This window comes from Martinezella sp. CNPSo 3732 (genome assembly GCF_057784515.1).
Genome location: NZ_JBXSOO010000004.1, coordinates 204,019 through 228,105, shown reverse-complemented (window position 1 = coordinate 228,105; position 24,087 = coordinate 204,019). Strand labels below are relative to the sequence as shown.

General features: G+C 50.5%; 21 protein-coding genes, 1 tRNA gene and 2 pseudogenes. 14 read left to right on the top strand and 10 right to left on the bottom strand.

Annotated features, from left to right (window positions below; all coding sequences use genetic code 11):
* Nucleotides 1-9 precede the first annotated feature (9 nt).
* From AC13RM_RS11825 to AC13RM_RS11815, 3 genes are all read left to right on the top strand, one after another.
* Entirely contained in the window at nt 10-255 is a 246-nt protein-coding gene (locus AC13RM_RS11825; protein WP_488555032.1) for a hypothetical protein, read from the top strand.
* Nucleotides 235-308 (top strand) — tRNA-Gln (locus AC13RM_RS11820). Before AC13RM_RS11825 ends, AC13RM_RS11820 begins: the two co-directional genes overlap by 21 nt.
* A 97-nt stretch (nt 309-405) precedes the next feature.
* Nucleotides 406-549 (top strand): hypothetical protein, encoded by a 144-nt coding sequence (locus AC13RM_RS11815; RefSeq protein WP_488555031.1) that lies wholly within the window; start codon nt 406-408, stop codon nt 547-549.
* 170 nt (nt 550-719) lie between these two features.
* On the opposite strand, the gene AC13RM_RS11810 is transcribed toward AC13RM_RS11815, so the two are convergent.
* On the bottom strand, nt 720-1,088 hold the full coding sequence (locus AC13RM_RS11810; protein WP_488555030.1) for a phosphomannose isomerase type II C-terminal cupin domain: 369 nt from the start codon (nt 1,086-1,088) through the stop codon (nt 720-722).
* A 302-nt stretch (nt 1,089-1,390) separates the two neighbouring features.
* Here AC13RM_RS11810 and AC13RM_RS11805 point away from each other — a divergent pair, with 302 nt between their 5' ends.
* Nucleotides 1,391-2,506 (top strand): glycosyltransferase family 4 protein, encoded by a 1,116-nt coding sequence (locus AC13RM_RS11805; RefSeq protein ID WP_488555029.1) that lies wholly within the window; start codon nt 1,391-1,393, stop codon nt 2,504-2,506.
* 491 nt (nt 2,507-2,997) lie between these two features.
* Here the strand turns inward: AC13RM_RS11805 and AC13RM_RS11800 are convergent.
* Nucleotides 2,998-3,131: pseudogene (locus AC13RM_RS11800) on the bottom strand (IS5 family transposase); the annotation flags it as partial.
* Nucleotides 3,132-3,263: 132 nt separating this feature from the next.
* On the opposite strand from AC13RM_RS11800, the gene AC13RM_RS11795 reads away from it, so the two are divergent.
* The 10 genes and pseudogenes from AC13RM_RS11795 to AC13RM_RS11750 all read left to right on the top strand — a co-directional run bounded on the left by AC13RM_RS11795 (nt 3,264) and on the right by AC13RM_RS11750 (nt 15,009).
* Nucleotides 3,264-4,703, top strand: coding sequence for a phenylacetate--CoA ligase family protein (locus AC13RM_RS11795; protein WP_488555028.1), 1,440 nt, complete (start codon nt 3,264-3,266; stop codon nt 4,701-4,703).
* Complete coding sequence (locus tag AC13RM_RS11790; protein ID WP_488555027.1) at nt 4,700-6,292, top strand: polysaccharide deacetylase family protein; 1,593 nt, start codon at nt 4,700-4,702, stop codon at nt 6,290-6,292. Before AC13RM_RS11795 ends, AC13RM_RS11790 begins: the two co-directional genes overlap by 4 nt.
* The gene (gene wecB / locus AC13RM_RS11785; RefSeq protein ID WP_488555026.1) at nt 6,282-7,418 is read left to right on the top strand and encodes a non-hydrolyzing UDP-N-acetylglucosamine 2-epimerase; all 1,137 of its coding nucleotides are present in this window, start codon (nt 6,282-6,284) and stop codon (nt 7,416-7,418) included. Before AC13RM_RS11790 ends, wecB begins: the two co-directional genes overlap by 11 nt.
* Before the next feature lie 410 nt (nt 7,419-7,828).
* Nucleotides 7,829-8,599 carry a glycosyltransferase gene (locus AC13RM_RS11780; protein ID WP_488555025.1) on the top strand — a complete coding sequence of 257 codons (771 nt, stop codon included), beginning with the start codon at nt 7,829-7,831 and terminating at the stop codon, nt 8,597-8,599.
* A 160-nt stretch (nt 8,600-8,759) separates the two neighbouring features.
* Nucleotides 8,760-9,476, top strand: a pseudogene (locus AC13RM_RS11775) (IS5 family transposase).
* Between the two features lie 77 nt (nt 9,477-9,553).
* Nucleotides 9,554-10,429, top strand: a complete 876-nt coding sequence (locus tag AC13RM_RS11770) for an ABC transporter permease (protein ID WP_488555024.1) — start codon at nt 9,554-9,556, stop codon at nt 10,427-10,429.
* Between the two features lie 11 nt (nt 10,430-10,440).
* Nucleotides 10,441-11,154, top strand: coding sequence for an ABC transporter ATP-binding protein (locus tag AC13RM_RS11765; protein WP_488555023.1), 714 nt, complete (start codon nt 10,441-10,443; stop codon nt 11,152-11,154).
* Between the two features lie 121 nt (nt 11,155-11,275).
* Nucleotides 11,276-12,031, top strand: coding sequence for an SDR family NAD(P)-dependent oxidoreductase (locus AC13RM_RS11760; protein ID WP_488555022.1), 756 nt, complete (start codon nt 11,276-11,278; stop codon nt 12,029-12,031).
* A gap of 143 nt (nt 12,032-12,174) precedes the next feature.
* The gene (locus tag AC13RM_RS11755) at nt 12,175-13,899 is read left to right on the top strand and encodes a glycosyltransferase (protein WP_488555021.1); all 1,725 of its coding nucleotides are present in this window, start codon (nt 12,175-12,177) and stop codon (nt 13,897-13,899) included.
* On the top strand, nt 13,900-15,009 hold the full coding sequence (locus AC13RM_RS11750; protein ID WP_488555020.1) for a glycosyltransferase: 1,110 nt from the start codon (nt 13,900-13,902) through the stop codon (nt 15,007-15,009).
* Nucleotides 15,010-15,067: 58 nt separating this feature from the next.
* Here AC13RM_RS11750 and AC13RM_RS11745 read toward each other — a convergent pair whose 3' ends face one another.
* The 8 genes from AC13RM_RS11745 to AC13RM_RS11710 all read right to left on the bottom strand — a co-directional run bounded on the left by AC13RM_RS11745 (nt 15,068) and on the right by AC13RM_RS11710 (nt 24,074).
* Nucleotides 15,068-16,054, bottom strand: a complete 987-nt coding sequence (locus AC13RM_RS11745; RefSeq protein ID WP_488555019.1) for a glycosyltransferase family 2 protein — start codon at nt 16,052-16,054, stop codon at nt 15,068-15,070.
* A gap of 2 nt (nt 16,055-16,056) precedes the next feature.
* Entirely contained in the window at nt 16,057-17,631 is a 1,575-nt protein-coding gene (locus tag AC13RM_RS11740) for a glycosyltransferase family 4 protein (protein ID WP_488555018.1), read from the bottom strand.
* A gap of 24 nt (nt 17,632-17,655) precedes the next feature.
* Nucleotides 17,656-18,756 carry a glycosyltransferase gene (locus AC13RM_RS11735; protein WP_488555017.1) on the bottom strand — a complete coding sequence of 367 codons (1,101 nt, stop codon included), beginning with the start codon at nt 18,754-18,756 and terminating at the stop codon, nt 17,656-17,658.
* Nucleotides 18,753-19,556, bottom strand: coding sequence for a glycosyltransferase (locus tag AC13RM_RS11730; protein ID WP_488555016.1), 804 nt, complete (start codon nt 19,554-19,556; stop codon nt 18,753-18,755). The genes AC13RM_RS11735 and AC13RM_RS11730 overlap by 4 nt, the downstream gene beginning before the upstream one ends.
* Before the next feature lie 282 nt (nt 19,557-19,838).
* On the bottom strand, nt 19,839-20,909 hold the full coding sequence (locus AC13RM_RS11725) for a glycosyltransferase (protein ID WP_488555015.1): 1,071 nt from the start codon (nt 20,907-20,909) through the stop codon (nt 19,839-19,841).
* Nucleotides 20,899-22,011 (bottom strand): iron-containing alcohol dehydrogenase, encoded by a 1,113-nt coding sequence (locus tag AC13RM_RS11720; RefSeq protein WP_488555014.1) that lies wholly within the window; start codon nt 22,009-22,011, stop codon nt 20,899-20,901. The genes AC13RM_RS11725 and AC13RM_RS11720 overlap by 11 nt, the downstream gene beginning before the upstream one ends.
* Before the next feature lie 4 nt (nt 22,012-22,015).
* Nucleotides 22,016-23,104 (bottom strand): GDP-mannose 4,6-dehydratase, encoded by a 1,089-nt coding sequence (locus AC13RM_RS11715; protein ID WP_488555013.1) that lies wholly within the window; start codon nt 23,102-23,104, stop codon nt 22,016-22,018.
* Nucleotides 23,105-23,108: 4 nt separating this feature from the next.
* The gene (locus AC13RM_RS11710; protein WP_488555012.1) at nt 23,109-24,074 is read right to left on the bottom strand and encodes a GDP-L-fucose synthase family protein; all 966 of its coding nucleotides are present in this window, start codon (nt 24,072-24,074) and stop codon (nt 23,109-23,111) included.
* Between the last annotated feature and the right edge of the window lie 13 nt (nt 24,075-24,087).

The following is a 24,087-nucleotide window of genomic DNA, read 5'->3' as shown; positions in this document are numbered from 1 at the left end:
GTGGAAGGCGTGACCGCAAATCTGGCGAGATCGCTCGCCGGGCAGCCGCTTTGGGCCATTGGGCAGCGCGGCATGGAAAATCTGCTGGCAGCAGGCGGATTCGTGTGGATCATGGCGATCCGGCGCGACTTTCAAAAAATCGCATTTCCCTGCGTTAAAGTGTTTGCATCCGCGGCAAATTCGATTATAGAGGCCCTGCTTTCCCCGCAGGGGCATCCAACGCCCGGCGGCTATTGGGAAATAGTTCAATGGTAGAACAGCGGACTCTGACTCCGTTAATCTTGGTTCGAATCCAGGTTTCCCAGCCAAATCCTCTCATGAAAGTTTTTTCGACGCCGCAGGATACGCCTCCGTTCGAGCCATTGCTGTAAGACGGAAGTCAGTAGTAGGGCATGAAGCTTGACTATGCAGTTAGCCAGCTCGGGCGAGCTTGCCCAAGCTTTTCTGATAGGTCAGGAGTTGCTGGATGGCGGCCCATCGGCCCTGATACTGGATGACAATATCTTCTATCGGCACGATTTTGCGAAGCTTCGCCATCAGGCGAGCTGAAAATAACCGATGTCGGCGCGCACCATCTAAGTGCCGGGTGGTTGGATTATCTTCTGTGGTTGTATCTATGCATGGCTCGACGCTGACACGCATAAAGCAATCTCGGAGGGGAGCGTTTACATTGCCACCATTGGGAGCCGGCAGGGGCTCAAAGCCGCCTGCCCGCGGTGTCAGATCCGATTATAGTCGTCGCTGAGCCGGATGATATCATTTTCATCGAGAAGATCGCCATATTGAATCTCGATGAAAACTAGGGGCATATCGCTGGTGCAGGAAACCCGGTGCGTCGCCTTCAGCGGAATATCGACCGTATGCCCGAGCTGAAGCGCGTGTTCCGCTCCGTCGATCTCGGCAACGCCATGCCCCGAAACGGCGGTCCAACGCTCAGAGCGATGGTTGTGATACTGCAGCGACAAGCGCTCGCCGGGGTTTACGACAATGCGTTTGACGACATGGCGATCACCAATATCGAGCACATGCCATGTGCCCCAAGGACGCTGATCGTTGTCACCAACCTTGTATAAGCTTCCCGACTTCATTCAGATTTCCTTTACGACAAGCCAATCGGCGACCGCTCGACTGGAAATAACGCGGGCGATTAATTCATTGAAGCCGGCAGAGCAAGGGGTTTCTGCTAATGGTTACAAAAGCGCCTTTTTTTGTGTTGTTATCTGACTTGCCTAAGCACGCCAGTTCGGAATTAGCCGGCGGCCGCGCGGTCGACGTCGATGCGAGCGGAATATACCGGCCATCGGTCTGGAAATTTCGAGGCTTCTGATGTTTTGTCCGAGAGAACGATGCTTATGGTGACGTAGCAATTGCTTTTCGATACAGGAGTGGAATGCGCGTTTTACATTTTTTCAAAACATATTGGCCCGACACATTTGGCGGGGTTGAGCGTACCATCCACGCGATCGCCAAGGGCACCGCCAAATATGGCGTAGAATCAGATGTTCTCTCACTTAGCAAAACACCGTTGGAAAACAGCGTCGAATTCGACGGTCATATGGCGTACAAGGCTAAGCTCGATTTCGAATTCGCATCCACCGGTTTTTCGCGCGAGGTATTTGAACGATTTCGGAAATTGAGCCAGAAGGCGGACATCGTCCACTATCACTTTCCGTGGCCGGTGATGGATATCGTCCATCTGAGCGTTCCTCACGGCAAACCGACCGTCGTGACCTATCATTCCGACATCGTGAAGCAGAAGGTTCTGCTGCAATTCTACAAGCCTTTGATGTTTCGCTTTCTAAAAAATGTCGACCGCATTGTTGCGACGTCTCCCAATTACCTCATGTCGAGTGATGTGTTGGAAAGGTTCAAATCCAAGACGACGGTGATCCCGCTGGGCCTAGATGAAGCAGACTATCCGAAGGCGGACGAAGCGACGCTAGCCAGCTGGCGCGGCAGACTTCCGGATCGCTTCTTTCTGTTCGTAGGTGTCCTGCGATATTACAAGGGGGTTCATATCCTGCTGGAGGCCGCGAAACGCAATGGCCTCGATATCGTGATCGTCGGCGATGGGCCGATGGAGGCTGAATTAAAGCAGGCTGCCGGGCAAAATCCGCATTATATCCATTTTCTCGGATCCTTATCGGACGACGACAAGATTGCTCTGCTCGATCTTTGTGCGGGGTTCGTATTCCCCTCGCATCTCCGCTCTGAGGCCTTCGGACTTTCTCTCGTCGAAGCGTCAATGTTTGGCAAGCCGATGATTTCATGCGAAATCGGCACGGGGACGAGTTATGTCAACCTAGACAGAGTAACCGGATTCGTAGTGCCGCCCAACGATGTCGACGCTGTGTCGAACGCTATGAAGTCCATCTGGGACAACGAGCAGAAGACTGCTGTGCTGGGTGCAGCGGCGCGTGACCGCTATCTTGCATGTTTTACGGCAGAGAAGATGTGTTCACAATATTATCGTCTCTATTGCGAGTTGGCAGGCTTAGTTCGGTAATACATGCCTGATTTCGATTAGGAACCAGATTGGCGCGGAACTGAGCCGGTTTTTCCACCGAGAAGTGAGCCTGCAAATTCCGAGGCAATCCGCTCCCTGATTCGGAAATGATGTCTCCGCCTTTGAGGCATCTGGCAACGGTGGGTCTGCCGGCGTGAAATTTCTTCTTTTGACGGTGACGAGGAAGGAATGGGATGCCTACGGAGAGATTGGAGATGCGGCGTGTCTGTGAGATATTGAGATATCGCTTTGAGCAAGGACTTGGTACAAGTCGTATACATCCGAGGTGGATTTCAGTTACATAAGGTAATCGCGGGATCGGGAACGCCGGGTGCGGCCTGGATGCATTGGAAAGGTGGTTGGCGCAATGCCGACTCCTTGCGTCAATTCCGGGCCGGCGCTGTGACGGCGTGCCCCGTTGTTGCAACGATCGAGGATCCGGAACTTCAGAAAGTTGCGCTCGGTTGGCACCTGGATCGGCCTGACCACGTCAGGAGATCTGGAACAGCGAGATAGTCGGACGTTTCGCCACCCCTCAGCACAAAGCCAAGTGGGCGTCCGTGCCATGTGAGCGACCAAAAGCCTCCTTATAAGTCCCCTTAGCGCCCGCAGCCTGTGACTGGCCCGAACTGTATGCTGTCCGGCACGTGCTACCAATCATCTGCAGATGGCTGAGCAAAGGTGTGGTGCGTGCTTAGAAACGCTTGTGGAGCTCGGCTGCAGGACCGCGGACTATTCCAGTGATTGTCCATCGATATTGGTTGACAAGAATGGCGCGACCGCATTAGCACCTGCTGAAGACAGCGCTGACGTGGAAAAAATTATGATTTTGAGTGCGCTCCGGAATGGAATTCGAGGGATCCTCGCTACCTCAATCGTTTATCCGTTTGCTGAGTACTTTGAAGGGCGCGATGTCCGCAGCAAGACCAAGTGGGTCCGCGACGAGTTCGACCGGTCACCGGCCGAACGACTGTCACGTGCGGCTTCCAGGCTTGCCGAAATGGTGGTTTTCGCGGGTGAGATGGTGCCCTATTACCAGGATCTTTTCGCCGAGAGGCGATTTGATCCTACCAAGATCCGCAAAGATCCTCGATATATAGAGGATCTTCCTTACATGACTAAAGATATAATCCGAGAACAAGGGGTACGGCTTCTTCGCAAAGATTATGCGAGCATTCGTTTGCACGGAGCGAAAACCGGAGGTTCAACTGGACCCTCCGCAATGATTTATTACGATCAGGAGGCCGTTGATTGGTCATCCGCCGTCACACAGGCCAGCCGTCAATATGTCGGCAGCCCGCACTGGCGAAGCGAGTTGCATTTTGCCTCAAGATTTCCCGAAGTGTTTCCGTGGCGAGATCGATGGCGCGAACACGTAAAGTGCTTTGCTATGAACCGCGATAATATTTTCTTCGCTACGTTTTCAAATGAAGAATTGGAAGCCATTTGGCGCAAGATCAAACGGATACGGCCACATCTTGCTCATGCGCATCCATCGACGGCCTATCAGCTAGCGGGGCATGTTCAAGCGACGCGCGGACGGGATCGAGCTTTCGAGGTATTCGAGTCATCCGGTGAGCTGTTAGAGCCACGTCAGCGGGAGAGAATAGAACAGGTCCTTCAATGTCGAGTGATTAACCGCTATGGTTTGGCGGAGGCAGGGGTCATCGCTTATCAGCTTCAGCCCACGTCTACCGACATGAGATTTTATGAGTTTTACGCTTGGCCAGAAGTTCGTTCAACAGAAGACAGCGGCCTTCCGGAAATTCACGGTTCCCGAAGCGGCGAGCTTGTCATTACTCCCCTTTTCAACAGGATGATGCCGCTGTTGCGATACAGGACAGGTGACAACGTCGTTATAGCCGAGGACGTGGATGGCCTAGTAATCTCCCACATGGTCGGTCGTATTCATGATGTTATAACAATTGCCGGAACCCCGCTTCCCACACATTATATTCAAGATGTGCTCGACCGTGTTGGGGGAATTCGCGAGTTTCAGATCGAAATGCGCGAAGGTATTCCCATTTTTCGGTTAGTGCTTGAAGCTGAGGTGGATGAAAAGGTTGTCAGAGACCGCATTTACTCGTGGTGGTCAGACAAGGTCAAAGTCGAGTTCATTTCATTGGCCGAAATCAAGTTGGTGGGGGTTCGGCAAAAATTCCGGCACCTTCTCCCGGAAAGCGCATCTCGCTCATGATTACAATTTTTGCAGACTTAACTAATAAATTGGCTTCCGATGTTATCACTGAAGCGCTGCGGCGCTCCGCAACTCGCGGCATGGTGACAGTCAGCACATCAGATGATACTTCGATAATTGTCGATGGCGGTGTCTTCGTTTTTGTATGTCCAGATCATAGTCGATACGGCCAAATCGAGAAGGCGCTTAGCCTGAACTCCAAGATCTTGATCTTTGGATCTATGCCTACCGACATTGCCTCATTGTGTGGCCTTTCGGGCGTTGGTGAAATACCGGCTCCTTGGTTGGAGGCAGCAATGTGCCAACCGGCGCGCGCTTATGAATATGCTGAGTCCAGGGCGGTTGTGCGGTGGCATTCACATCCACTAGCAACTTTTTCCCCTTTCCGCTCTCGTCCCTTTCTTCGTTTTGACTTTGCTAACGAGTGGAACAATCTCGGATATGGTCGGATAGCAGCGGATGGAGGACCGTGGTCCATTTCGATGGCTGTGGAGGCCTCTCAAGCTACCGTACTTGCAACCGCATTTACTGCCGCCAACAGCGAAGAAATGCCGTTTGTCACGCTATTTGAAACTGAGACGTCTTCGTTGCTCTGGTGGAATCGCGCGACGGGTGGAGTGGATAGCCCTGAGTGGGTTGTTGTAGAGACATTCCTAGCCGGCTGGCGACACGAGGTTTTCCCGTGTGTTCCTGTGGTGAGCGAGATACCCCGTGGCTTCGATGGCGTCGTCACGATGCGTCTTGATTGCGATGAAGATATCGCGTCCGCGCGACCACTCTTTGAGTTATACAGAAGCCGCGGCTTGCCTTTTTCGGTAGCAGTTAAGACGGGACAGCAGGAAGGCGACGCTCATGTCGCCCTTTTAAAAGACATAGTTGATGCAGGAGGGGCGGTATTGTCTCATTCTGTCACGCACGCACCCGAATGGGGTGGTTCCGAAGAAGCATGTTTCCTTGAGGCGCGAACGTCATCCGATTGGCTGGAGGAGCGCCTCCCAGATGTGACCATTCGGTATGCTGTTTCGCCCTTTCACCAGAATCCAAGTTATGTGCCGCCGGCACTGCGCCGGGCCGGCCTTCAAGGGTTCGTAGGCGGCATCATAGCGAATGATCCGGAAATGTTGCTGGCGCGCGGGGGGACCATACCTGGAGATTCGTCTGGTCTAATAACTCATAGCCAACAATGTATGCTGCATGGCGACTGCCTCCTCAGTAAGGGGGATCCACTGGCAATTAACAAGCAAGCATTTGATGCCGCGCGCAAAGCCAAATCTATGTTTGGTTATCTCGATCATCCGTTCTCGCCGCGATATGAATACGGATGGGGTACTGAAGAAAAACGCTTGGCAATGCATACGGACTTCTTGAACTATATTGAAAACGCAGGGCAAGATCAAAGCACGTTGTGGCTTAATGAAGTGGATGCCCTAGACTGGATTTCCGCAAAAATGCAGTTGTCATTGCGTAAAACCGAACGCGGATTTGAAGTCTCTGAGGGCACGGCATTTGCCCTTGAACGCAATCTCGAATTTGAAGTTAGCTGGCGCGGCAGGAACATACCTCTCTCGGAGATCGTTGATGGCGAGTGAACGTCATATAATGGTCATGGTCGGTACACGCCCAGAAGTAATCAAGATGGCTCCCGTCGTTAGAGAACTACAATTACGGGCCGGCACACTGAGGTGCACTCTTGTTTCGACGGGCCAGCATCGCGAGATGTTGCAACAGACATTGACGAGTTTTAATCTCTCCTGCGACGTCAATCTGGAAATTATGAAACCTAGTCAATCCTTAACAAGCCTAACCAGTTGGGCAATTTCGGCGTGTGACGAAGTCTTCCGAACTGCTCGGCCGGATCTGGTTCTTGTTCAAGGCGACACAACAACAGTTTTGAGTGCCGCCATAGCCGCACATTACAATAGGATCCCTGTCGGGCACGTTGAAGCCGGGCTACGGACATACCATCGCTACAACCCTTTTCCAGAGGAGATGAATCGGAGGCTTCTAGCGTCCCTTGCCACATTACACTTCGCTCCGACGGAACGTGCGGCTCGACAACTACATAAGGAGGGTGTTGCGGCTTCCAAGATTTTTGTGACGGGCAACACGGTTGTCGACGCGTTGGAGGAGCTTCGGCAATCCGGGTATCAACAAGCTGTCAGTGAAGCGGTAAACAACGCTGTCTCCCTCAGTAATGGGCGATTTGTACTTATAACATCTCACCGTCGCGAAAGCTTAGACGGAGATCTCCACACCATTGTGGCAGCCGTGAGGACATTGGCAAAACGATTTCCTGATCGCTTGTTCTTCTTTCCGGTCCATTTGAATCCAAATGTGCGCTCGATAGTAGTACCGGCGCTTTCAGGCATCGAAAATATAGTTTTATCTGATCCAATCAGTTATCCTGATATCCTTCACTGCTTGTCGGCAGCAGAGTTGGTCCTCACCGATTCCGGTGGGCTCCAGGAAGAGGCACCATCATTTGGAGCGCCTGTTATCGTACTTCGTCGAACGACGGAACGTCCTGAGGGGGTGAAGGCGGGTTTCGCGCGTCTGGTCCCTATTGTACATGACAAGATCGTATCAGCTGCAGCACGTTGGCTCCGCGAGAAACGACGCTTGCAGCTCGAGGGGCGTCCAAACCCTTATGGAGATGGAAAAGCAGCGTCTCGAATAGTTGAGATTCTTTCACAAGAGTCCCCGGTGACGTTTTGAGCGAGCGCCGGCTGACCTTCGTCTTGTTCTCGACCGCTGATTGGCTCGCGCCATATTGGACGAACAAGCAACATGTAGCGAAAGGCCTTGCCGAAAGAGGTCACCGGGTTCTCTATATCGAATCTCCTGGAATTCGGCCCCCAAGAGGAAATGTCCAGGATATCAAGCGAATATTAGCCAGGCTGCGGCGGGGTTTTTCGCCGCCGACCGAAAGGCGCGGAAACCTATGGGTTCATTCGCCGCTCACAGTTCCGCTCGGTCACAGATTTGCGATCGTCAGGACGCTAAATGGTTGGCTTTTGCGCCGAGCAATAGAGAATTGGTGCTCTCAAAGTTCTGTGGGAGATATAGTTATATGGACTTATCATCCTTATGTTAGCGGCATTATCGAAACCATTCCCGCGGCCGCAATGGTCTATCACTGCGTCGACGATCTGGCAGCAATTCCTGGTGTAGACGCCGCCATCTTTAGAATGATGGAAGATGATCTGTTAGCTCGGGCGGATTTGGTGTTTACAACAAGCCCATATTTGCAGGATCATTGCGCAAGAATCGCTGGATCGCGAGCAATCTATGAGAGAAACGTGGCGGACATCGAGCACTTTGCCCAAGCCCGGCAAAAGGGCTCAATTCCGGATGACCTGGGGCGCATAATCGGTCCGAAACTCTGTTATGTAGGTGTGCTTTCAGACTATAAGCTGGATCTCAATTTTATCGAAAAATGCGTCCAATTAAGTCCAGATTGGAATTGGGTGTTCATAGGCGAAGAACCAGAACGCCAAGCTAATCCGATTATTGCTCGTTTGGCGGAGCGGTCGAATGTACATTTCCTAGGCTACAAAACATATGATGTCTTGCCTGATTACCTGCGTGGGGTTGATGTCGCTCTACTCCCTAATCTAACATCCGGTTATATGTCGGGAGTATTCCCGATGAAGCTGTATGAGTACCTTGCGGCTGGCAAGCCCGTAGTAGGGACGAGAATAGCAGCTTTGTCAGACTTGGCAGAGCAAATTAGCATCATTGATACCCCGCAAGAGATGGTGGAGGCGGTAACAACAATACTCGCGTCCCCTCCCGAACCGATAGCATTGAGTCACCCAGATCTGGCAAATTTCAGTTGGAACGCGCGCTTGGACAGGATGATGCAACGTCTGGTTCCGATCATCGACGCGCAATGACGAGATGGAGCACCCAGCCGACATTCCAGTTCGCCATGCGTTTGTGAAGATCAGGTACGTCGGAGAATTACAGTGCAAGACTCCCAGGCCAAGGCTTGTTGAGATTCAGGATTTCCATTTGGGGCGAAGGATGATTCAAACTCCTTTTGAGGAGTTTGAGATGATTCGGACTGTGTTGACGGATAGCCAGTGGGAGAAGATTGCTCCGCATTGCCTCGGCAAGGACAGCGATCCCGGCCGCAGTGGCGGCGATAACCGCCTCTTTCTTGAGGCGGTTCTTTGGAAAGCGCGTACCAACAGCCCTTGGCGGGAATTGCCGGAAGGCTTCGGCAACTGGAATACGGTATTCAAACGCTTTGACGACTGGTCGAGGAAGGGCGTATTCGAGCGGATATTCGAAGCCGTCTCGGATGATCCTGACATGGAATGTGCCATGATCGACGCGACGATTGTTCCGGTTCATCGCCATGGACACGGCGCAAAAGGAGGACTCAAAATCAGGCGATCGGACAACCGAAAAGCGGCTGGACAACCAAAACCTCGCCTTGACCGATGCTGTTGAACCTGTGCGGTTCCATCTCCTGCCTGGCTAGCGTTATACGACACGATCAGCGTGGCTGCTCTGATCGAAGGGACCGATTTCAATGCGATCCCTGCCGATAAGGCATTCTACACCAACTGGATCATCATTTCCCAGCGCTCCAAACGCAAGAAGCCCATCGAAATCGACAGGGGAGTCTATAAATGGCGCCGCTTGATCGAAAACTTCTTCTGCAAGCCCAAGGAGTTCAACACCATCGCCGTTTGAAGCGATAAAACCGACAGAAATTTCTCCACAATGATCTATGCCTACGCTGCTGTCATAAACTCTCGATGAATCTCAACAAGCCCTAGATTCGGCCATGTTCTTTTGATAAGCAGGCGCTCGGATCGCTGACGATGGAGACGTAGAGTTTGACAACTTTAATAGGTGCACAAGATGAAAGGCCGTCTGTAAATTCCGACGCAGGAAATCCGGAGCCTGAGCGGATTGTAAGCGGAGAAAACATGGCGGCTCTGGCGCAACATGATCTTCTAGTCGGATTTCTGAAACGCGATCTTTGGCTCAAATTTGCCCTTCACGATATTAGGCAACGTTTCCGTCGATCTCTATTGGGGCCATTTTGGATAACACTAAGTACCGGCGTGATGATTGGGTCTTTATCCGTGGTCTTTGGCAGTTTGTTTGGTCGGGACTTGACTGATTTCGTGCCTTATGTTGCGACCGGCTTAATCTATTGGACATTTCTCTCGTCAATGATCACAGAGGGGTGTGTGGCTTTCATTGAACGTGAGGGATACATAAGAAATGTTCCTATGCCACTCATAGTTCATTTTTATAGAGCGTTTGCACGGAACACGATTGTCCTGGCGCATAACATGGTGATCTATGTGCTAGTTTTTATCTATTTTCGACACTCCCTGAACTATAACTATCTTCTCTTTATACCCGGCTTTTTGCTTTTCTTGCTTAACCTTGCATGGCTATCGCTTCTCGCCGCGCTGTTTTCGACGAGGTACAGAGATATCCCGCAGTTGATCAATAGCGTGATACAAATCGTATTCTTTGTTACACCTGTTTTTTGGTCAGTCCGGCAGTTTCCGAAGCGGCCGGCAGTAATAGACCTCAATCCGGCCTATCATTTATTGGAAATCGTCCGGGCGCCTTTGCTTGGGGAAACCCCGGAATACACGTCGTGGATTGTCTGCAGTGTAATGGCTGTCGCGGGTAGCTTTGCGGCTCTTGTTGTTTATCGGAGGGCATATGGACGCCTTCCCTACTGGGTCTAAGGATACTGTGGATGCCGCATATATCTATTACGAATCTCAGTGTCGAGTTTAACGTCTACGGGACAAATTCGCGCTCTTTGAAAAAACGCATTCTCTCGCAAGCCACGGGGGGGCGTATCAGCTCGGCTAAGGGCGATCACGTTCAAGTTCGCGCCTTGAATCAGATTAGCCTTGAGGTATTCGACGGCGAGCGCATCGGCTTGATTGGCCATAACGGATCCGGAAAGTCCACTTTGTTGCGGGTGCTTGCGGAGCTGTATAGACCGACGAGTGGCACAGTTCGAACAGTTGGAAACATTGGAACACTGATTGATCCGAGTGCCGGTATGGATCCGGATTCAAGTGGAATCGAGAATATTTACCTTCGCGGATACGTGCTGGGCCTTAGTGCGAAACAAATCTCAGAGCGGATTGACGAAATCGTTGAGTTCACGGAGTTGGGTGACTTTATCAATTTGCCACTGAGAACTTATTCGGCGGGGATGTTTGCTCGCTTATCATTTGCAATATCGACTTCAATCAAGCCGGACATTTTGCTGATTGACGAAGGTATTGGTGCAGGTGATGCCGGATTCATTCAGAAGATGCGCGCTCGCCTTGATAAATTTGTCAACGATGCAAGCATTCTTATGCTTGCGTCGCATGACCAAAGTTTAATCGAGCGGTTTTGTAACAAGACAATTACGTTGGAGCACGGCAATATTGTCAATATTTCATCGAGCTAAATAGTGTATCTCTAACGCCGAGTTCGGTTAACGCAGGTCGAAGTTGCGCTGGATTCTTTACAGTTGGCATAGCCGACGGAGATATCCTCGCAAGCCTCTTCCTAATTTTTGGAGTACTTATGTGAGTTCCAAGCGGTTAAAGCGGATCGTGGTAACCGGAGCAAACCGCGGGATTGGCAAGGCGACAACTGCTGCGTTGATAGAAGCAGGTTACGAGGTGCATGCTCTTGTGCGATCGCATCAAAACCCCACGTCATCTGCAGGACATTTGAATCATCCACATGTGATCGTCCATGAATACGATCAAAGCTTAATAGCAGAGAATGACAGTGGATTTCCTAGGACACTCGAGGGTCCGTTCTTCGGCTTGGTCAACAACGCAGCCATTTGTGAGCAAGAAAGCCTTGCTGATTCGCGCCGCGACACATTTGATCGTGTGATCAACACCAATTTGACGGGGGTATTTCACCTTACTCGACTACTTTTGCCGATGATTGCGGATGGCGGTCGTATTGTGAACATATCCTCCCAGCTCGGTATCGAGGGTCGTGCGGACTTCGGCGCATACTGCGCGACCAAGTTTGCACTGATAGGATTGACAAAAACTTGGGCCAAAGAACTTGGCACAAGAAAAATCACTGTGAACGCTGTCTGTCCGGGGTGGGTCGAGACCGAGATGACGCAGCTCGATATCGAAAAACTCGCACGAAAAAAGGACGTCTCTCCAGAGGTCTATCGGAAATACGTTGAGGACCATATTGAGATGCGACAGATGAACTCTCCGACGGATGTTGCCGCACTGATTGTTTTCCTACTATCGCCCGCAGCGGGAAGAATCTCCGGAAGAGATTGGCTCATGCATAACAACGTTGGCTAACGTCAGCTGAGCGTGGGGTTTAATTAATAGCGTCGCGATTTCTAGTTCAATTGCGGCGCTCCTAATGCGCGCAATTCCCCTTTGCGTTTGGAGTGAGAATTTTGCCTACAGAACCTCGCAGTCTATATCGAGCAGTTGTTGATTTGCGCGAGGCCCGTACACCGCAATCAGGATCAGGCGGCGCGTTTTGGGTCTTTAGCTGGATCGCGAAAGAAATTGCGGCTCGCTACGACACCAAACTTTTGGTCAGCTCCAATTTTGACAAAGAAGCGTTCGGGAACATTCCTGGCGTCGATTATCTGGTAGAGACGTCGGATAATACACTGCTCCGTTGGAAACCAGATTTCTACTTTTCGCTCACAAACGGAAACCTCGATACGCCACCAATTCCGCATGAGTGTTTGATATTTGGAATCATTCTTGATGTCCAACACAAGGATGCTCCGCAGTTCTTACCAAGCCATATACGAAATCAACGCGACGTTGATTTTCAGCGCACGGTCGCGCATTCAGATGTTGTGATAACTATATCAGAGGCGCAGAGAAATGCGATTTTGCGGCTCTACCCAACGGCCAATGTCCGTTGCTTGCGCCTTCATACGAACATCTCTGAGCAATTCAATGCCATTGGTTCCCTCGAAAGAATTGTCAATGGTATAATTCCAGTTAAGCCGTTCCTATTTTACCCCGCTCTTAATTGGGCACATAAAAATCACTTTCGATTGTACGAAGCTTTTGATTTTGTGAAGTCCTCTCGTGCAACACCTCTACAACTCGTCCTCAGTGGGGGTTACCAGCGCGATACAGATTTTAGTTTGATAGAGGAAAGGCGCGGAGCGTCGCCTTTCGCCAACGACATTGTGCAATTGGGTTTTGTTGATGAGATTACGAAAGTCGAACTCTATCGCAACTGCCAGCTTGTGCCCTTCGTCTCCCTCTATGAAGGGTTCGGATTGCCTCTAATAGAGGCGCAGAGACTGGGTGCACCGGTGATCGCGGCGAGGAACGCCGTTTCTGTTGAAGTCCTTGGCGAGAGCGGGCACTTTTTCAGCGATGCGCAAGACAGTCGTGCGATCGCCGACGACATTATCGCTCTTTTGGAGACTCCTCTGTCGCGCGGCATTCTGGAAGAAGGTAGGCAGAATAGTCTGAACTATACCCCTGAAGAATCCAGAAGGTCACTTTTTCAAGTGATTGAAGACGCGACACTAGAGCCGCAACGTTTCGCAAGTCCCGTTGTTGATTTCGTTCGCATGGATGCCGCATCTCAAGACCTCCGTGTGGTGTTGGTTGGCGGTGACACCTATGGATTTGACGTAGTTGCGCAGGAAATAACACGATTCAGGGCTTCTATCGATCGGGAGGTCGAATTTACGGTTGTTTGGCCCCAGGATCGCGCCATGGAGTGGAAAGCAGGTGTACTCCAGTCAGCCTTGCGAGGAATAAACGTGTACTATGGCGCACCGAAGCTATGGGGCTGTGCAACGTCAGCGGCGACCAGATACGGTGGCTATGCTTCACACGTGTTAGTGGCGAGACTTGATCTTTTGAAGTTGGTCAGCGCTAACCGGTTGAGATTGATCCTTGAATTTCTAGCGGTTCACCATGCAAATCATTTGCTCGTTCTTACTTCGGACGCGCAGGTGCCGAATGCAATAACACTGGAGGATGACAGGTCCATGGAGGAGTTTTACCTGAAATTCTTTCAGGCCAATGTGGATCTACCCGAGAGGTTTGGCTATTTTTTCCGTTCAGACCTGAACGATTTGCCAGCATTTCGTCCACTGGAAGCGCAATTTGCCACATCGTTTATCAGCAAGATACGGGCGGGCTTTGTCAGCCTCCCGCACGTTCCGGAGATTGAGTGAATGCCATTGCTGATTTGCGATATTTCTGAAATCAAGCGTCGCGTGACTTACTCCGGTGTTCATCGGGTGGTGCAAAATATCATTTCTACCATCCCAGAGAGATTTTCTGCCAATGTAATTCTGGGCTTTTTGGATGCCGAGGGGCAATACCATTTTGCCGATACTGACGGGAACCCGTTGGAGGTTTCGGGCGAATTTGGCTTTTTCAATCTCGATCTCACACTCGACTTCTCGGAGAAAAAGGCTCGCCAGATTGCCCGTTGGGGTCGGAGAATGAAGTTTATGGCGACATTCCTGCCTGATGTGCTTCCTATGACGAGTCCGGCTTACTTCGAGGCGGAAATGGCGGTTCTTTTTCGGAAATACTTCGAAATCATTGCTCGTCGATCTGATCTGATCTTGACCAACTCTCAAGACTCTATCGAATCCATCGAAAGTTTATTGTTGCTGGATGACACTGCGGAAGCGCGTCCGCGAATCGACCACTTCAAATTGGGGACAGATTTTCTACCTGTCCCCATCGGCGATCTACTGCAAGTCCGGCGACCCATTTGGGAAGCGATAACCTGTGCAAACCAGCCAGTGTTTTCGTGGTTATCGACAATCGAGCCCCGCAAGAATCTCGCGAGTGTCTTAAGCGCCGTCGAAATTCTGGCGCAAGAAGGCAAGCCCTTTAAGCTTATAGTTATGGGAAAATTCGGATGGCACTGTGATTTCGAATTTCTTAAGCTGCAAGAACTGTTGCACAAGTACCCGCAACATCTTCATTTTCTACATTTTCCATCAGATTTTGAGATCCGCTATGTTCTAACAAGGAGCCTCGGCTTAATTGTTTCCTCCTTCGCTGAGGGCTTCGGTCTGCCATTGATAGAAGGTGCGGCGCTCGGAAATCACGTTATTTGTTCCGATATTCCAGTATTCCGATCGATCATGGGAAAATCGGGGATCTATTTCAATCCGAATTCTGTACATGAGCTGGTGACGCGTATGAGGCATGTCATGGAGTTATCGCCGCTGGAGCCAGGTACGCATGAAATCAAGCCGGCCAACTGGAGTGAAATTTCTGAAGAGCTTTTCTCGAAGATCTTCAGGCAGATGAGCCAGAATTAGCTCTGAAATTCGCGGAAAATCTCAGCCTAATAGACGAAGCCTATTTGACAGACCGCGCTCAAACTATACCCTCCTTCAGCCATTTAATGGCCGTGTCGAGAGTTACGTTGCGAAGAGGACTATCGGCCTCCAATAACTGATCCAACAGAATAACGCTATTCCTTAGATATTCAGCGTCACCACCGCCGCCATAATTGCAGATGTGATGCTTGACCGTTGGGCCATAGAAGTTGCTTTTTATTGAGCCACGAAGCGCCAGGTAGGATTCCAAAAGCAACTTGAAACGGTCCAGTTCGCTAGGCGGTGAAGACTGTATTTCACGCCGCGCTCGCTCGTCCTGCTCGTGCTTCCGAAGATGATCCGAAATGTCATTGTAGAGTATAGGCGCGTGAACAGTCGCGTAACTAGGGACCCCATTCGCTCGCGCTCTTAGTAGGAACTCAGAGTCCGCATGATAATGAGGATAATTCACCTCATCATACAATCCAATCCTCTCAAATACAGCTCGGTCGATGAGAACGCCATTGCCCGCCGCGAAATCTACCTCAATAATATCGCGACCCTTCACTTCCTGCGGAAGCTCTTCAAATCTCATGTTGTGGAACCGTAACTGAAATAGATTCATTTTATTCCAGTCATGGTAAGCCCCAATCGACCAAATTAATCCACGGTCATGTTCAAAGTCTTGCCGAGCGGCCAGGATCATTGTCGAATATTTATTCGATATGCGGTCCAACTCGCCCACAAACGAATTATCTATAATGGCATCATCATTGATGGTCAGAATCTTGTCTGCACCCTCATCGAGGGCCTGCTGGATGCCTCTGTTGGTAGCCCCGGTCCAGTAGTCATCGTCCGTTGCCCGCACAATCGTGGTAGTTGGATATTTCTCCAAAATACCATCGGCGGTACCGTCAGTCGAATTGGAGTCGACAATATAAACTGAGAGATCAACATTGATTTGCGAATAAAGAACATCCAAAAAGCGCAACGACTTTTCACGGCGGTTCCTCACAGGAGTAATAACGGCAATTTTGCTGGGCATGGTCATATCACCAGGACTTGGTTTCTTTCGTCGAAGCTCGAAGCGTTTCGATAGACTATCACGCTCGGAGGCTCACTATGTTTAAGTGCAGATGGCGAGGCGAGCGATATTGTATCGATTTCATGCTGAACGCCAAAAATGAATGCGGCCTCAGTTGGCGCTGCCGAATGTTGATGAGATCTCAGCTGCAAATGGGCGATAGCGATCTGCACTTTCCGCCAATCGATCGTGCTCGCCGACGGATTGATAATCACATGAAACGGCGTTTGTTTCCCTGGGCTTACCGAAAGCTTGGCGAATTCCACTAGGTGGGGCAAATCGATCACGTCTCCGGCAAAAATAGCGTCGATGACGCCGCCGGAAATCTCCTTCTTCAATACGCGAGCGGGCACATATTCAGGAGCCGGAGAGGGATGGTGTAACGTGGCGACATCCTCGGCAAGAGCCATGCGAAAAGCCAAGGATTCCGGCTGCTTGTTGACCGAAAAGTCCTCTACGACACGCATAAATAGGGCAAGCGCATCGTCTAACACACGTTCGCGACTAAACGGCGATTTCCCTCCCCGCAATGGATTCGACAGGACCACGGCAATATCTTCAGAGATTTTCTGGGGATCCTTCGGATCCCTGAAATAAGCTACACTCTGTCCGCAAATTTCCTCCAGTGCCGGGAGCGGACTGCAGATGACGGGTGTTCGAAACTGCAATGCCTCCACTACTGGAATACCGAACCCCTCATATAAGGAAGGAAATACCATGGCCTTTGCATTCTTCATGAGCGATGCTAGGTGTTCGGAGCTAACAAAGCCCAACGCGTGGATATATTTTCGAACCTCTCGGTCTTGCAACGACTGTAGCGCCGGTAGTGATTCAGACAAGGAGTGATCAGCGCCCGTTAGAACCAAATGCGGGCAATTTTCCGGCCCCAGAGATTCAAATAACAGGGAATAGGCCTGAATAAGGGATGTATGGTTCTTGTGGGGCCATGGGATTGCCGGGTAAATTATGTATCCAGCGCCACTGTTAAAATCGGCCTGCAGAACCTGCTGATTAGCGGCCGGCCTGTAATGGTACCATGTATACGGCGCCAGATAGACATAATCGACATTCGAGGCACCCCAGTAATGCCGAAAATTGCGAACCTCAGCATCGGTGAGGGTCACAACTTTGTCACAACGCTCGATCGCGAACCCATATGCGACATCTCGAGCGGCAACCATTTCAGGGCCGAGAAATTCTGGGTGAACCGAGTGTTGCAGATCGTAAATCGAACATACGACGGGGCGATCCGTTCGCACATTGGGTACGTGCATTCCATTTAACGGATCATAGAATATGTCAGCTGTTTCCAAAATCTTATTAACCGATTCCGAAGTCAGCTCTGCAAGTTTGATGCAATTGGCGCTGCTGTAATACAGTAGTGATTCGTAGTTGCTTTCACTGCATATTATAGTGAGATCAGACTTGTGCTGCAGCAGCTCAAGCAGCCCATGGATGTATTCCCCCGCGCCGCCCGCGCCTTTTTCGCGGGCGAGAAGATGGTAGCATTCAACGGCAATTCGTAATTTATCTTTCATCGCTATTAGATATCCAAGTCCATCTCAATCGACCGTGCGCTCTTGCAAGGACATAATTCCCGATAGCCACCGGTCTACCCTGTTCCCATTGCAATACTCCTCAACTCTTCGCGGAACATTGTTTGTGAACGGTTTTTTTTCGATCTCTGCATGACGTTCCAGAAACGCGTCAAGATCTCGCGCAACCAATCCGTCGTCGTCTAGTTCGGTTAGTCGATAGTTCCCCCCCGCACGAACGCAAAGCTCGTTGACCGCCGGCTGAGCATAGCCATAGACAGGAAGATCGAAATAAAAGGCATCGGCCACGGGGATACAAAACCCTTCATGCGTCGAAAACGTGACGAAAGCGCATGCCCGTTCGTATAGCCAACGGAGCTCAGCGTCCGATACTTCATTGAAGACATGCCATTTTTGCTTTGCCGAACCACTAGATGCGATGGTGCTCCGGATATCATCCTCATACGCTTCAACAACCGCTCTACCCACAAACGCGAGATTAAATTGTGGCTGTCTTTCTTGCAGTCGAGCAACAACCCTAAGGAGGCGGCTTATATTTTTGTTTGGAGCTCTGCGCCCAACAAACAACAGGAGAGGCTCTGCGGGGTTCAGGTTTATGGCAGGTCGATGCGATGTCATGTTTTTCCATGACCGAATATCAGCAATCGGGGGAACTAGCTCAATTTCCGCCTTTGGTTCTGAAGGGACATGCTCTTTTACCACGTCAGCTGTGAACATTGAGTTCGCTGCAAGACTGTCAAAGCCACCGAGAAGCCGGAACTGTCCATATCCGAGTAGAACGTTCCCGTATTCGGACGGGTTCCATTCCCTGAAATAGGCGGGATCAGTAATATTGTGAACGTAACAATGTTTGCGAAGCGGATAAGACAATATCTCTTCTAATACGGGATCAAAAGTGGAGAAGTGGAAGAGGATTTGATCCTCGGGAGCCAGATCGACACCCAGACGCTGGATTGGCCGCACCAATGAATCAGGAAACACCGTGTTTTCGGCGTAGCAGACTGCTCGCGCTCCGAGTTCATTAAGCCGACGAGCGGTGTGGAGTGCAAAACGTCCCACAGCATCATGCTCACGGATATCCCGTGCTACGACACGAATAACCGTCATAGTGAGGCCGTCGTTTGCTGTAGTTCTGTATATACGCCTACCAAGTGTTCGCACACCTTCGCCCAGCCGAAGTTAGTTCGAACATGATCCCGGAGCATTGAATTCCCCTCGGTTGCGAGTGACGAGACAAGCCCGTTGCGGATATCCTCTACCGATGCCGGATTGACGTAAAGCACCCGATCACCGAAGTATTCAAAAGCGCTGCCGATCGAGGTAATCACAATGCGTTTGACACCTAAGGCGGCCGCCTCGAGTGCAGCCAAGCTCGGCGTCTCCAGCGTGCTCGGCATTGCAAAAACCGTGGACTTGCGCATCGCGAGATATATTTCAGGCGCTTGAAAAGGAAAACCACCTAGATACCTAAGTTCGCACTTTGCAGCCTCTTGAACCCGCGCCCAGTATTTTTGGTCGCGAATATGTCCCAGAAGGACTAACGGGATATCGAGTCCTTCCATCGCCTGCGCCAAGAGGAGCTGGTTTTTTCTAGGTTCTATATTCCCTACACAAAGGACAAATCGATCAGGTAGCTGTTTGCCCCATGCATATACCTCATCGGATATGACGCCGTGATCAATAATATCGAGATCAACTCCGTTATAAACAGGCCTACACTTTGCACCGACGCCCGGAAAGAACCGATCGAGCATAGACTGCTCAGAGATTGAGTTAGTAACAACGACATCCGCAAAGCCGAGTATTTGTTCTATATCAGGAAGAGGATAATTTTTTAGCGACTCCTCCTCCAGCCAGAGACTGGATGAAAGAACGACGGGCACCCCCCGAGAGGCAGCATAGCTCATAATATACTGACTTCCGGAAATGCAGCTGAAGTGGTGCAAGATATCCGTGGAGTCGAACTGGCGCTGCCATGGGTTGTGTCGAGAAATACTCACGCGACTCCGATCACACCAGCGAACGTAGGCTTCGATTTGGGCCTCCCCTCCGCCAGGAGTCTCGTATGCCCAGGGATAGGTCGAATACGTCACACGCACGGTTGAGTTCACCCCTTAAGATTTGCGAGTTCGACTACGAAGTAGTAGTTAGTTCCATTCGAAAAATCCGGTATATACTATGAATCAACGTCATTGTGGGATTTGCTCGTCAAAGTTTTTGAGAACGTATTTCTCAAATATCTTGCTAACTGACCAAAAGAGCCGCGATGAAATATGCGAGTATTTTTCACGCATAGCCTCGACTTGGTGTTTCCGACAGAAGTGAAACATTTCGTCCCCCTCAGTTGCCGCCGCAAGAAAAGTTAAATAATACAATGAAATCCTTGCCGATATACTGTTAAGAACCCCTGAGTTGAAGCCCACGGCAGTTCTCAGCGATGGCCAGTAAACCAGCCCCCTTGGGTCGTTCTTTAGCGCATAAAAGCGGCAAAATAAGTTCAGGATCTTTCGGAGCTCTGATTTCGATGCGTCATCGCGTCTTACGGTTGCGCCAAAATCGTGCATCTTCTTAAAGTGGCTGCCGTATTCGGTTTGAATTTCTATCGAGGGGTATATACGAAGCGTCGCTCCATTCCGCACACAACGATGAGTGAATTCGCTATCGCCGTGGTACTGAGGGCAATTTTTTTCATCAAACGGCATGTTCTTTTCCAATGTCGCCCTGGAGAAAAGCACGCCATTGCCACAATTGGAATCGGCTAATAATCCGTTCGTGTATACATCTTCGGTGAATTGGGGGCGACTTTGTAAGAAGCGATTGCATTGATAGATGTGTGGCCCAGCCTGGTAAAATAAACCGCCATCACAAAATACAGTATCTGTTTCGCGTAGCACAACACGCGGAGCTACAATATCTGCGCCCCGAAACGCCGCTTGTACGAGGCTTTCAAGAAAGTTGTTCGAATACCAGCTATCATCATTTAGCAGCAACACATGCGTGCACCGCGATTGCAGAGCCGCGGTTATGCCTGCATTTATCGACCCCGTCCAAAAGTTTTCCGAGGAAACGGGCAGATATTTGGCGATACCAGAACGGGCACACAGCTCTTGCGCAGTGGCCGACTGGGCCGCATCCACAACTATAACAAGAAATTGAGTGAAAGTTTGCTGCGCCAATAACTTAAGGCAGCTTTCGAGCATCTCTTGACGGTTGAACGTGGGAACGATCACCGCAAGGAAAGGACCTCCATCAAGAACCATTTTCGCTCGGGTCAACATTAAGTAGCAATGCTTTTTCGACAAGATCCCATGTAATGCTGAAACCGCTTGGATTGGGTGCAGCCGCCATGGCTCCAATATCGCGAATAAGTCCCATTGTAGGCAATCCGTTTAGATTATATTTGTCAACCTTCATCACATCCAGGATTTCAGGTATTTGCCTGGCCGAGGGAACGTATGTTGGTAATCCGACGCTCTTAAAAAGTTTGCGATGGAAATCTATGAGCGATGCGGGTGCGACGCCAAGCAGATCGGCTATTATCGCACTGCAAACCATGCCAATGGCAATAGATTCACCGTGCAGACAATCGGGATAGTTGAGATGCTCAATGGCATGTCCGATGCTATGGCCGTATTGCTTTATTGCTTCCTGCGCGAGGCTTTTTCCGCTGGACCCCATGGTCTTGATTTTGTTTTCCACCGAGCGCTGAACGAACCAGTCAAGAAAGACGGAATCATCAAATGTGCGGAACCTTGTCGAAAACTCAAAAATGAATTCCTTATCATGGCAAAGTCCGTGCTTGAGGCCCTCGGCCATACCGTCAATCAAATAGCGCTTATCCAGGGTTTGGAGAAACGCTGTATCAACTAGTACAGCGCTTGGAGGATAGTACATGCCGATGAGATTTTTTCCGCGTGATGTATTGAGGGCTTGTTTGAAATCAATCGCAGCATCGGTTTGGTTGAGCAGTGTCGTCGGAATATTTATGAAGTTTATTCCTCGATATATCGTTGCTGCGAGCATCCCTGCGAGGTTCCCAACGACGCCGCCGCCGAACGCAACGATTGTTGACTGCCGGTTAACGCCTTTCTCGATGCAAAATGATACGGCATCATCGTACACCTTAATAGACTTCGCGACTTCGCCATGCGGCGCGACAAACCGGTGGCTCTGAAAACCCTCCCGTGAAAGCCGTGCCGAAATTTTGTCGCCATACAATCGATCCACATTGGGATCCGTAATCACAAAGACCGGCGATGAACTATCAACTGTTGCAAAAACGCGCTGTTGAGATTCCGCTGCAAGCACATCCCGCGAAAAGACGATGCCAGTCTCTTTAGCAAAAACATAGTTTAGAAGCATAGCACTACACATAGAACTGGAAGCTAGGTGGCGCAAGCTTTGGCCGACGGCCCTCAGCCACCTCGCGCGCGGAATCGACCAGAAACTCGAGAAGAGACGTCAGTGTCAGTTGCGTTTTCCAGTTCAGGGTTTGCTGGGCATGTCTCGGATCCACGCCGACATACAGTGCATCAAACTGGCGAACAGGATTGGTGCTTCCTCGCAGGAGCGGCTTTCCCGTGGCGCTGTCGATCAATAGTTGTTCTTCGCCGTGAATTTCCCACTCGATAGACCAGCCCAAAATTTCCGCTATTATTGTTACTACATCAGACAGCCGACTTGATACTCCGGACGCGAATATAAAATCATCTGCTTCGTGATGATGCACACATCTGATAATCGCGTTGATGATGTCCCCCGCGAAGCTCCAATCGCGTACAACGTTCACACAGCCAAGTTCAATTGGGGTGTCAACGCCCTTTTCCTTCCTCTCAATCAAGCCAGAAATCAGCTTCGGGATTACAAAGTTTCGGGCACGGAGAGGGGATTCGTGATTACATGTTATACCCACGCTAGCGAAAATATCGGCCTGCGCGCGAGCATTCCGTGCCTGCCAAACCACATCGGCCTTCGAAATAGCGTATGGGGATCGGGCGTCAAAACAACTCTTCTCGGTAAATACTTTATCCTTGCTGCCAGGACCAAAGATCTCGCTGCTGGAGGCAAGATAAAGGCGTGCATCAGGTGCGATCTGCGAAACAGCTTCTATTAACTGCGACACAAACCAGCTGTTTGTCAGTAAAGTCTCGGGCGCCCGGCCGAAAGAGTTTCCCACTGAGCTTTGTCCGAGGAAGTTGTAGATCGCATCAAACTTCGTCGAGCGAAGCAATTCTTTCAATCGATTTTCACAGCCTACGGCGACATCGAGGACCTCGATGCCAATTCCTGCAACATCAAGTAGTCCTGCCGCTTGAATGCGCGCCAGTGAGTCCTTTGCTGATCTTACCGTACCAACCACCTTCGCTCCGTTCTGAGACAGCGCATGGGCAAGATAACAACCATCTTGGCTATTCAAGCCGAGGATTAACACGGACTGTTGGTGGAATCCGCTCACGCGATCATCCAATTCGCAAAGCGTTGATATTGTCGAGGAACCACTGGTACGTGCTCCTTAAGCCGTCCTCCAGCTTGATTTTTGGTTCATAACCAAGCTTCATGAGCTTCTCGTTGCTTAGAAGTTTCCTCGGCGTACCGTCGGGCCTGTTGGTATTGTAGACGATCTCACCGTCAAAGCCGACTACTTCCTTCACCATAAGAGCAAGTTCACTGATCGAGACTTCGCGACCCGTTCCAATATTGACGGGCCCCTCATCGTCGTAATGCTCCAGCAGAAATATTGCTGCTTGAGCCAAATCATGGACGTGCATAAATTCCCGGAGCGGCTTGCCTGATCCCCATATTTCGAGGCTGCGCTGCCCTGAAGCCTTCGCATTGTGGAAGCGATGCATCATTCCCGGTATCACATGGCTGTTTTGGAGGTGGAAGTTATCTCTTGGGCCGTACAGATTTGTCGGCATAGCAGAAATATAGCTACGTCCATATTGACGCCTGAAAGCGTCACACATCATCAGACCCGCGATTTTCGCTATTGCATACCACTGATTCGTCGGTTCAAGCGAACCAGTGAGCAAAGAGTCCTCCGTTATAGGTTGCGGAGCGTGTTTGGGATATATGCAAGACGAACCCAGAAATAACAGTTTCTCTACGCCTAGCCCGTTTGCCGCTCCAATGATATTCGACTCAATCATAAGGTTTTCGTAGAGGAACTCTGCCGGATAGCTATCGTTGGCCAATATGCCGCCAACCTTTGCCGCCGCCAGAATAATGCAATCCGGCTTACGGTCGCTCAGGAAATCCTGAACGTCATGCTGATTAATCAGGTTTAGATCTTTCGAAGTTGACGTGATGATTTCGCAGTCACGTTCCTTGAGCGTATCAACTACGGCGCTCCCCACCATGCCGGTTGAGCCAGCTACCCAAATCTTCTTACCCTCGACGCTATATACTTTGCGATTATCCGTCATGAGCCTTCTCCGA

Excerpts from the sequence above, each read along its gene's own strand:
- AC13RM_RS11735 (WP_488555017.1), bottom strand. The coding sequence starts at position 18,756 with ATGACGGTTATTCGTGTCGTAGCACGGGATATCCGTGAGCATGATGCT.
- AC13RM_RS11745 (WP_488555019.1), bottom strand. The coding sequence starts at position 16,054 with ATGCCCAGCAAAATTGCCGTTATTACTCCTGTGAGGAACCGCCGTGAA.
- AC13RM_RS11790 (WP_488555027.1), top strand. The coding sequence starts at position 4,700 with ATGATTACAATTTTTGCAGACTTAACTAATAAATTGGCTTCCGATGTT.
- AC13RM_RS11810 (WP_488555030.1), bottom strand. The coding sequence starts at position 1,088 with ATGAAGTCGGGAAGCTTATACAAGGTTGGTGACAACGATCAGCGTCCT.
- AC13RM_RS11730 (WP_488555016.1), bottom strand. The coding sequence starts at position 19,556 with ATGAGCTATGCTGCCTCTCGGGGGGTGCCCGTCGTTCTTTCATCCAGT.
- AC13RM_RS11710 (WP_488555012.1), bottom strand. The coding sequence starts at position 24,074 with ATGACGGATAATCGCAAAGTATATAGCGTCGAGGGTAAGAAGATTTGG.
- AC13RM_RS11750 (WP_488555020.1), top strand. The coding sequence starts at position 13,900 with ATGCCATTGCTGATTTGCGATATTTCTGAAATCAAGCGTCGCGTGACT.
- AC13RM_RS11815 (WP_488555031.1), top strand. The coding sequence starts at position 406 with ATGCAGTTAGCCAGCTCGGGCGAGCTTGCCCAAGCTTTTCTGATAGGT.
- wecB (WP_488555026.1), top strand. The coding sequence starts at position 6,282 with ATGGCGAGTGAACGTCATATAATGGTCATGGTCGGTACACGCCCAGAA.
- AC13RM_RS11740 (WP_488555018.1), bottom strand. The coding sequence starts at position 17,631 with ATGAAAGATAAATTACGAATTGCCGTTGAATGCTACCATCTTCTCGCC.
- AC13RM_RS11720 (WP_488555014.1), bottom strand. The coding sequence starts at position 22,011 with ATGCTTCTAAACTATGTTTTTGCTAAAGAGACTGGCATCGTCTTTTCG.
- AC13RM_RS11725 (WP_488555015.1), bottom strand. The coding sequence starts at position 20,909 with ATGGTTCTTGATGGAGGTCCTTTCCTTGCGGTGATCGTTCCCACGTTC.
- AC13RM_RS11780 (WP_488555025.1), top strand. The coding sequence starts at position 7,829 with ATGGTCTATCACTGCGTCGACGATCTGGCAGCAATTCCTGGTGTAGAC.
- AC13RM_RS11765 (WP_488555023.1), top strand. The coding sequence starts at position 10,441 with ATGCCGCATATATCTATTACGAATCTCAGTGTCGAGTTTAACGTCTAC.
- AC13RM_RS11805 (WP_488555029.1), top strand. The coding sequence starts at position 1,391 with ATGCGCGTTTTACATTTTTTCAAAACATATTGGCCCGACACATTTGGC.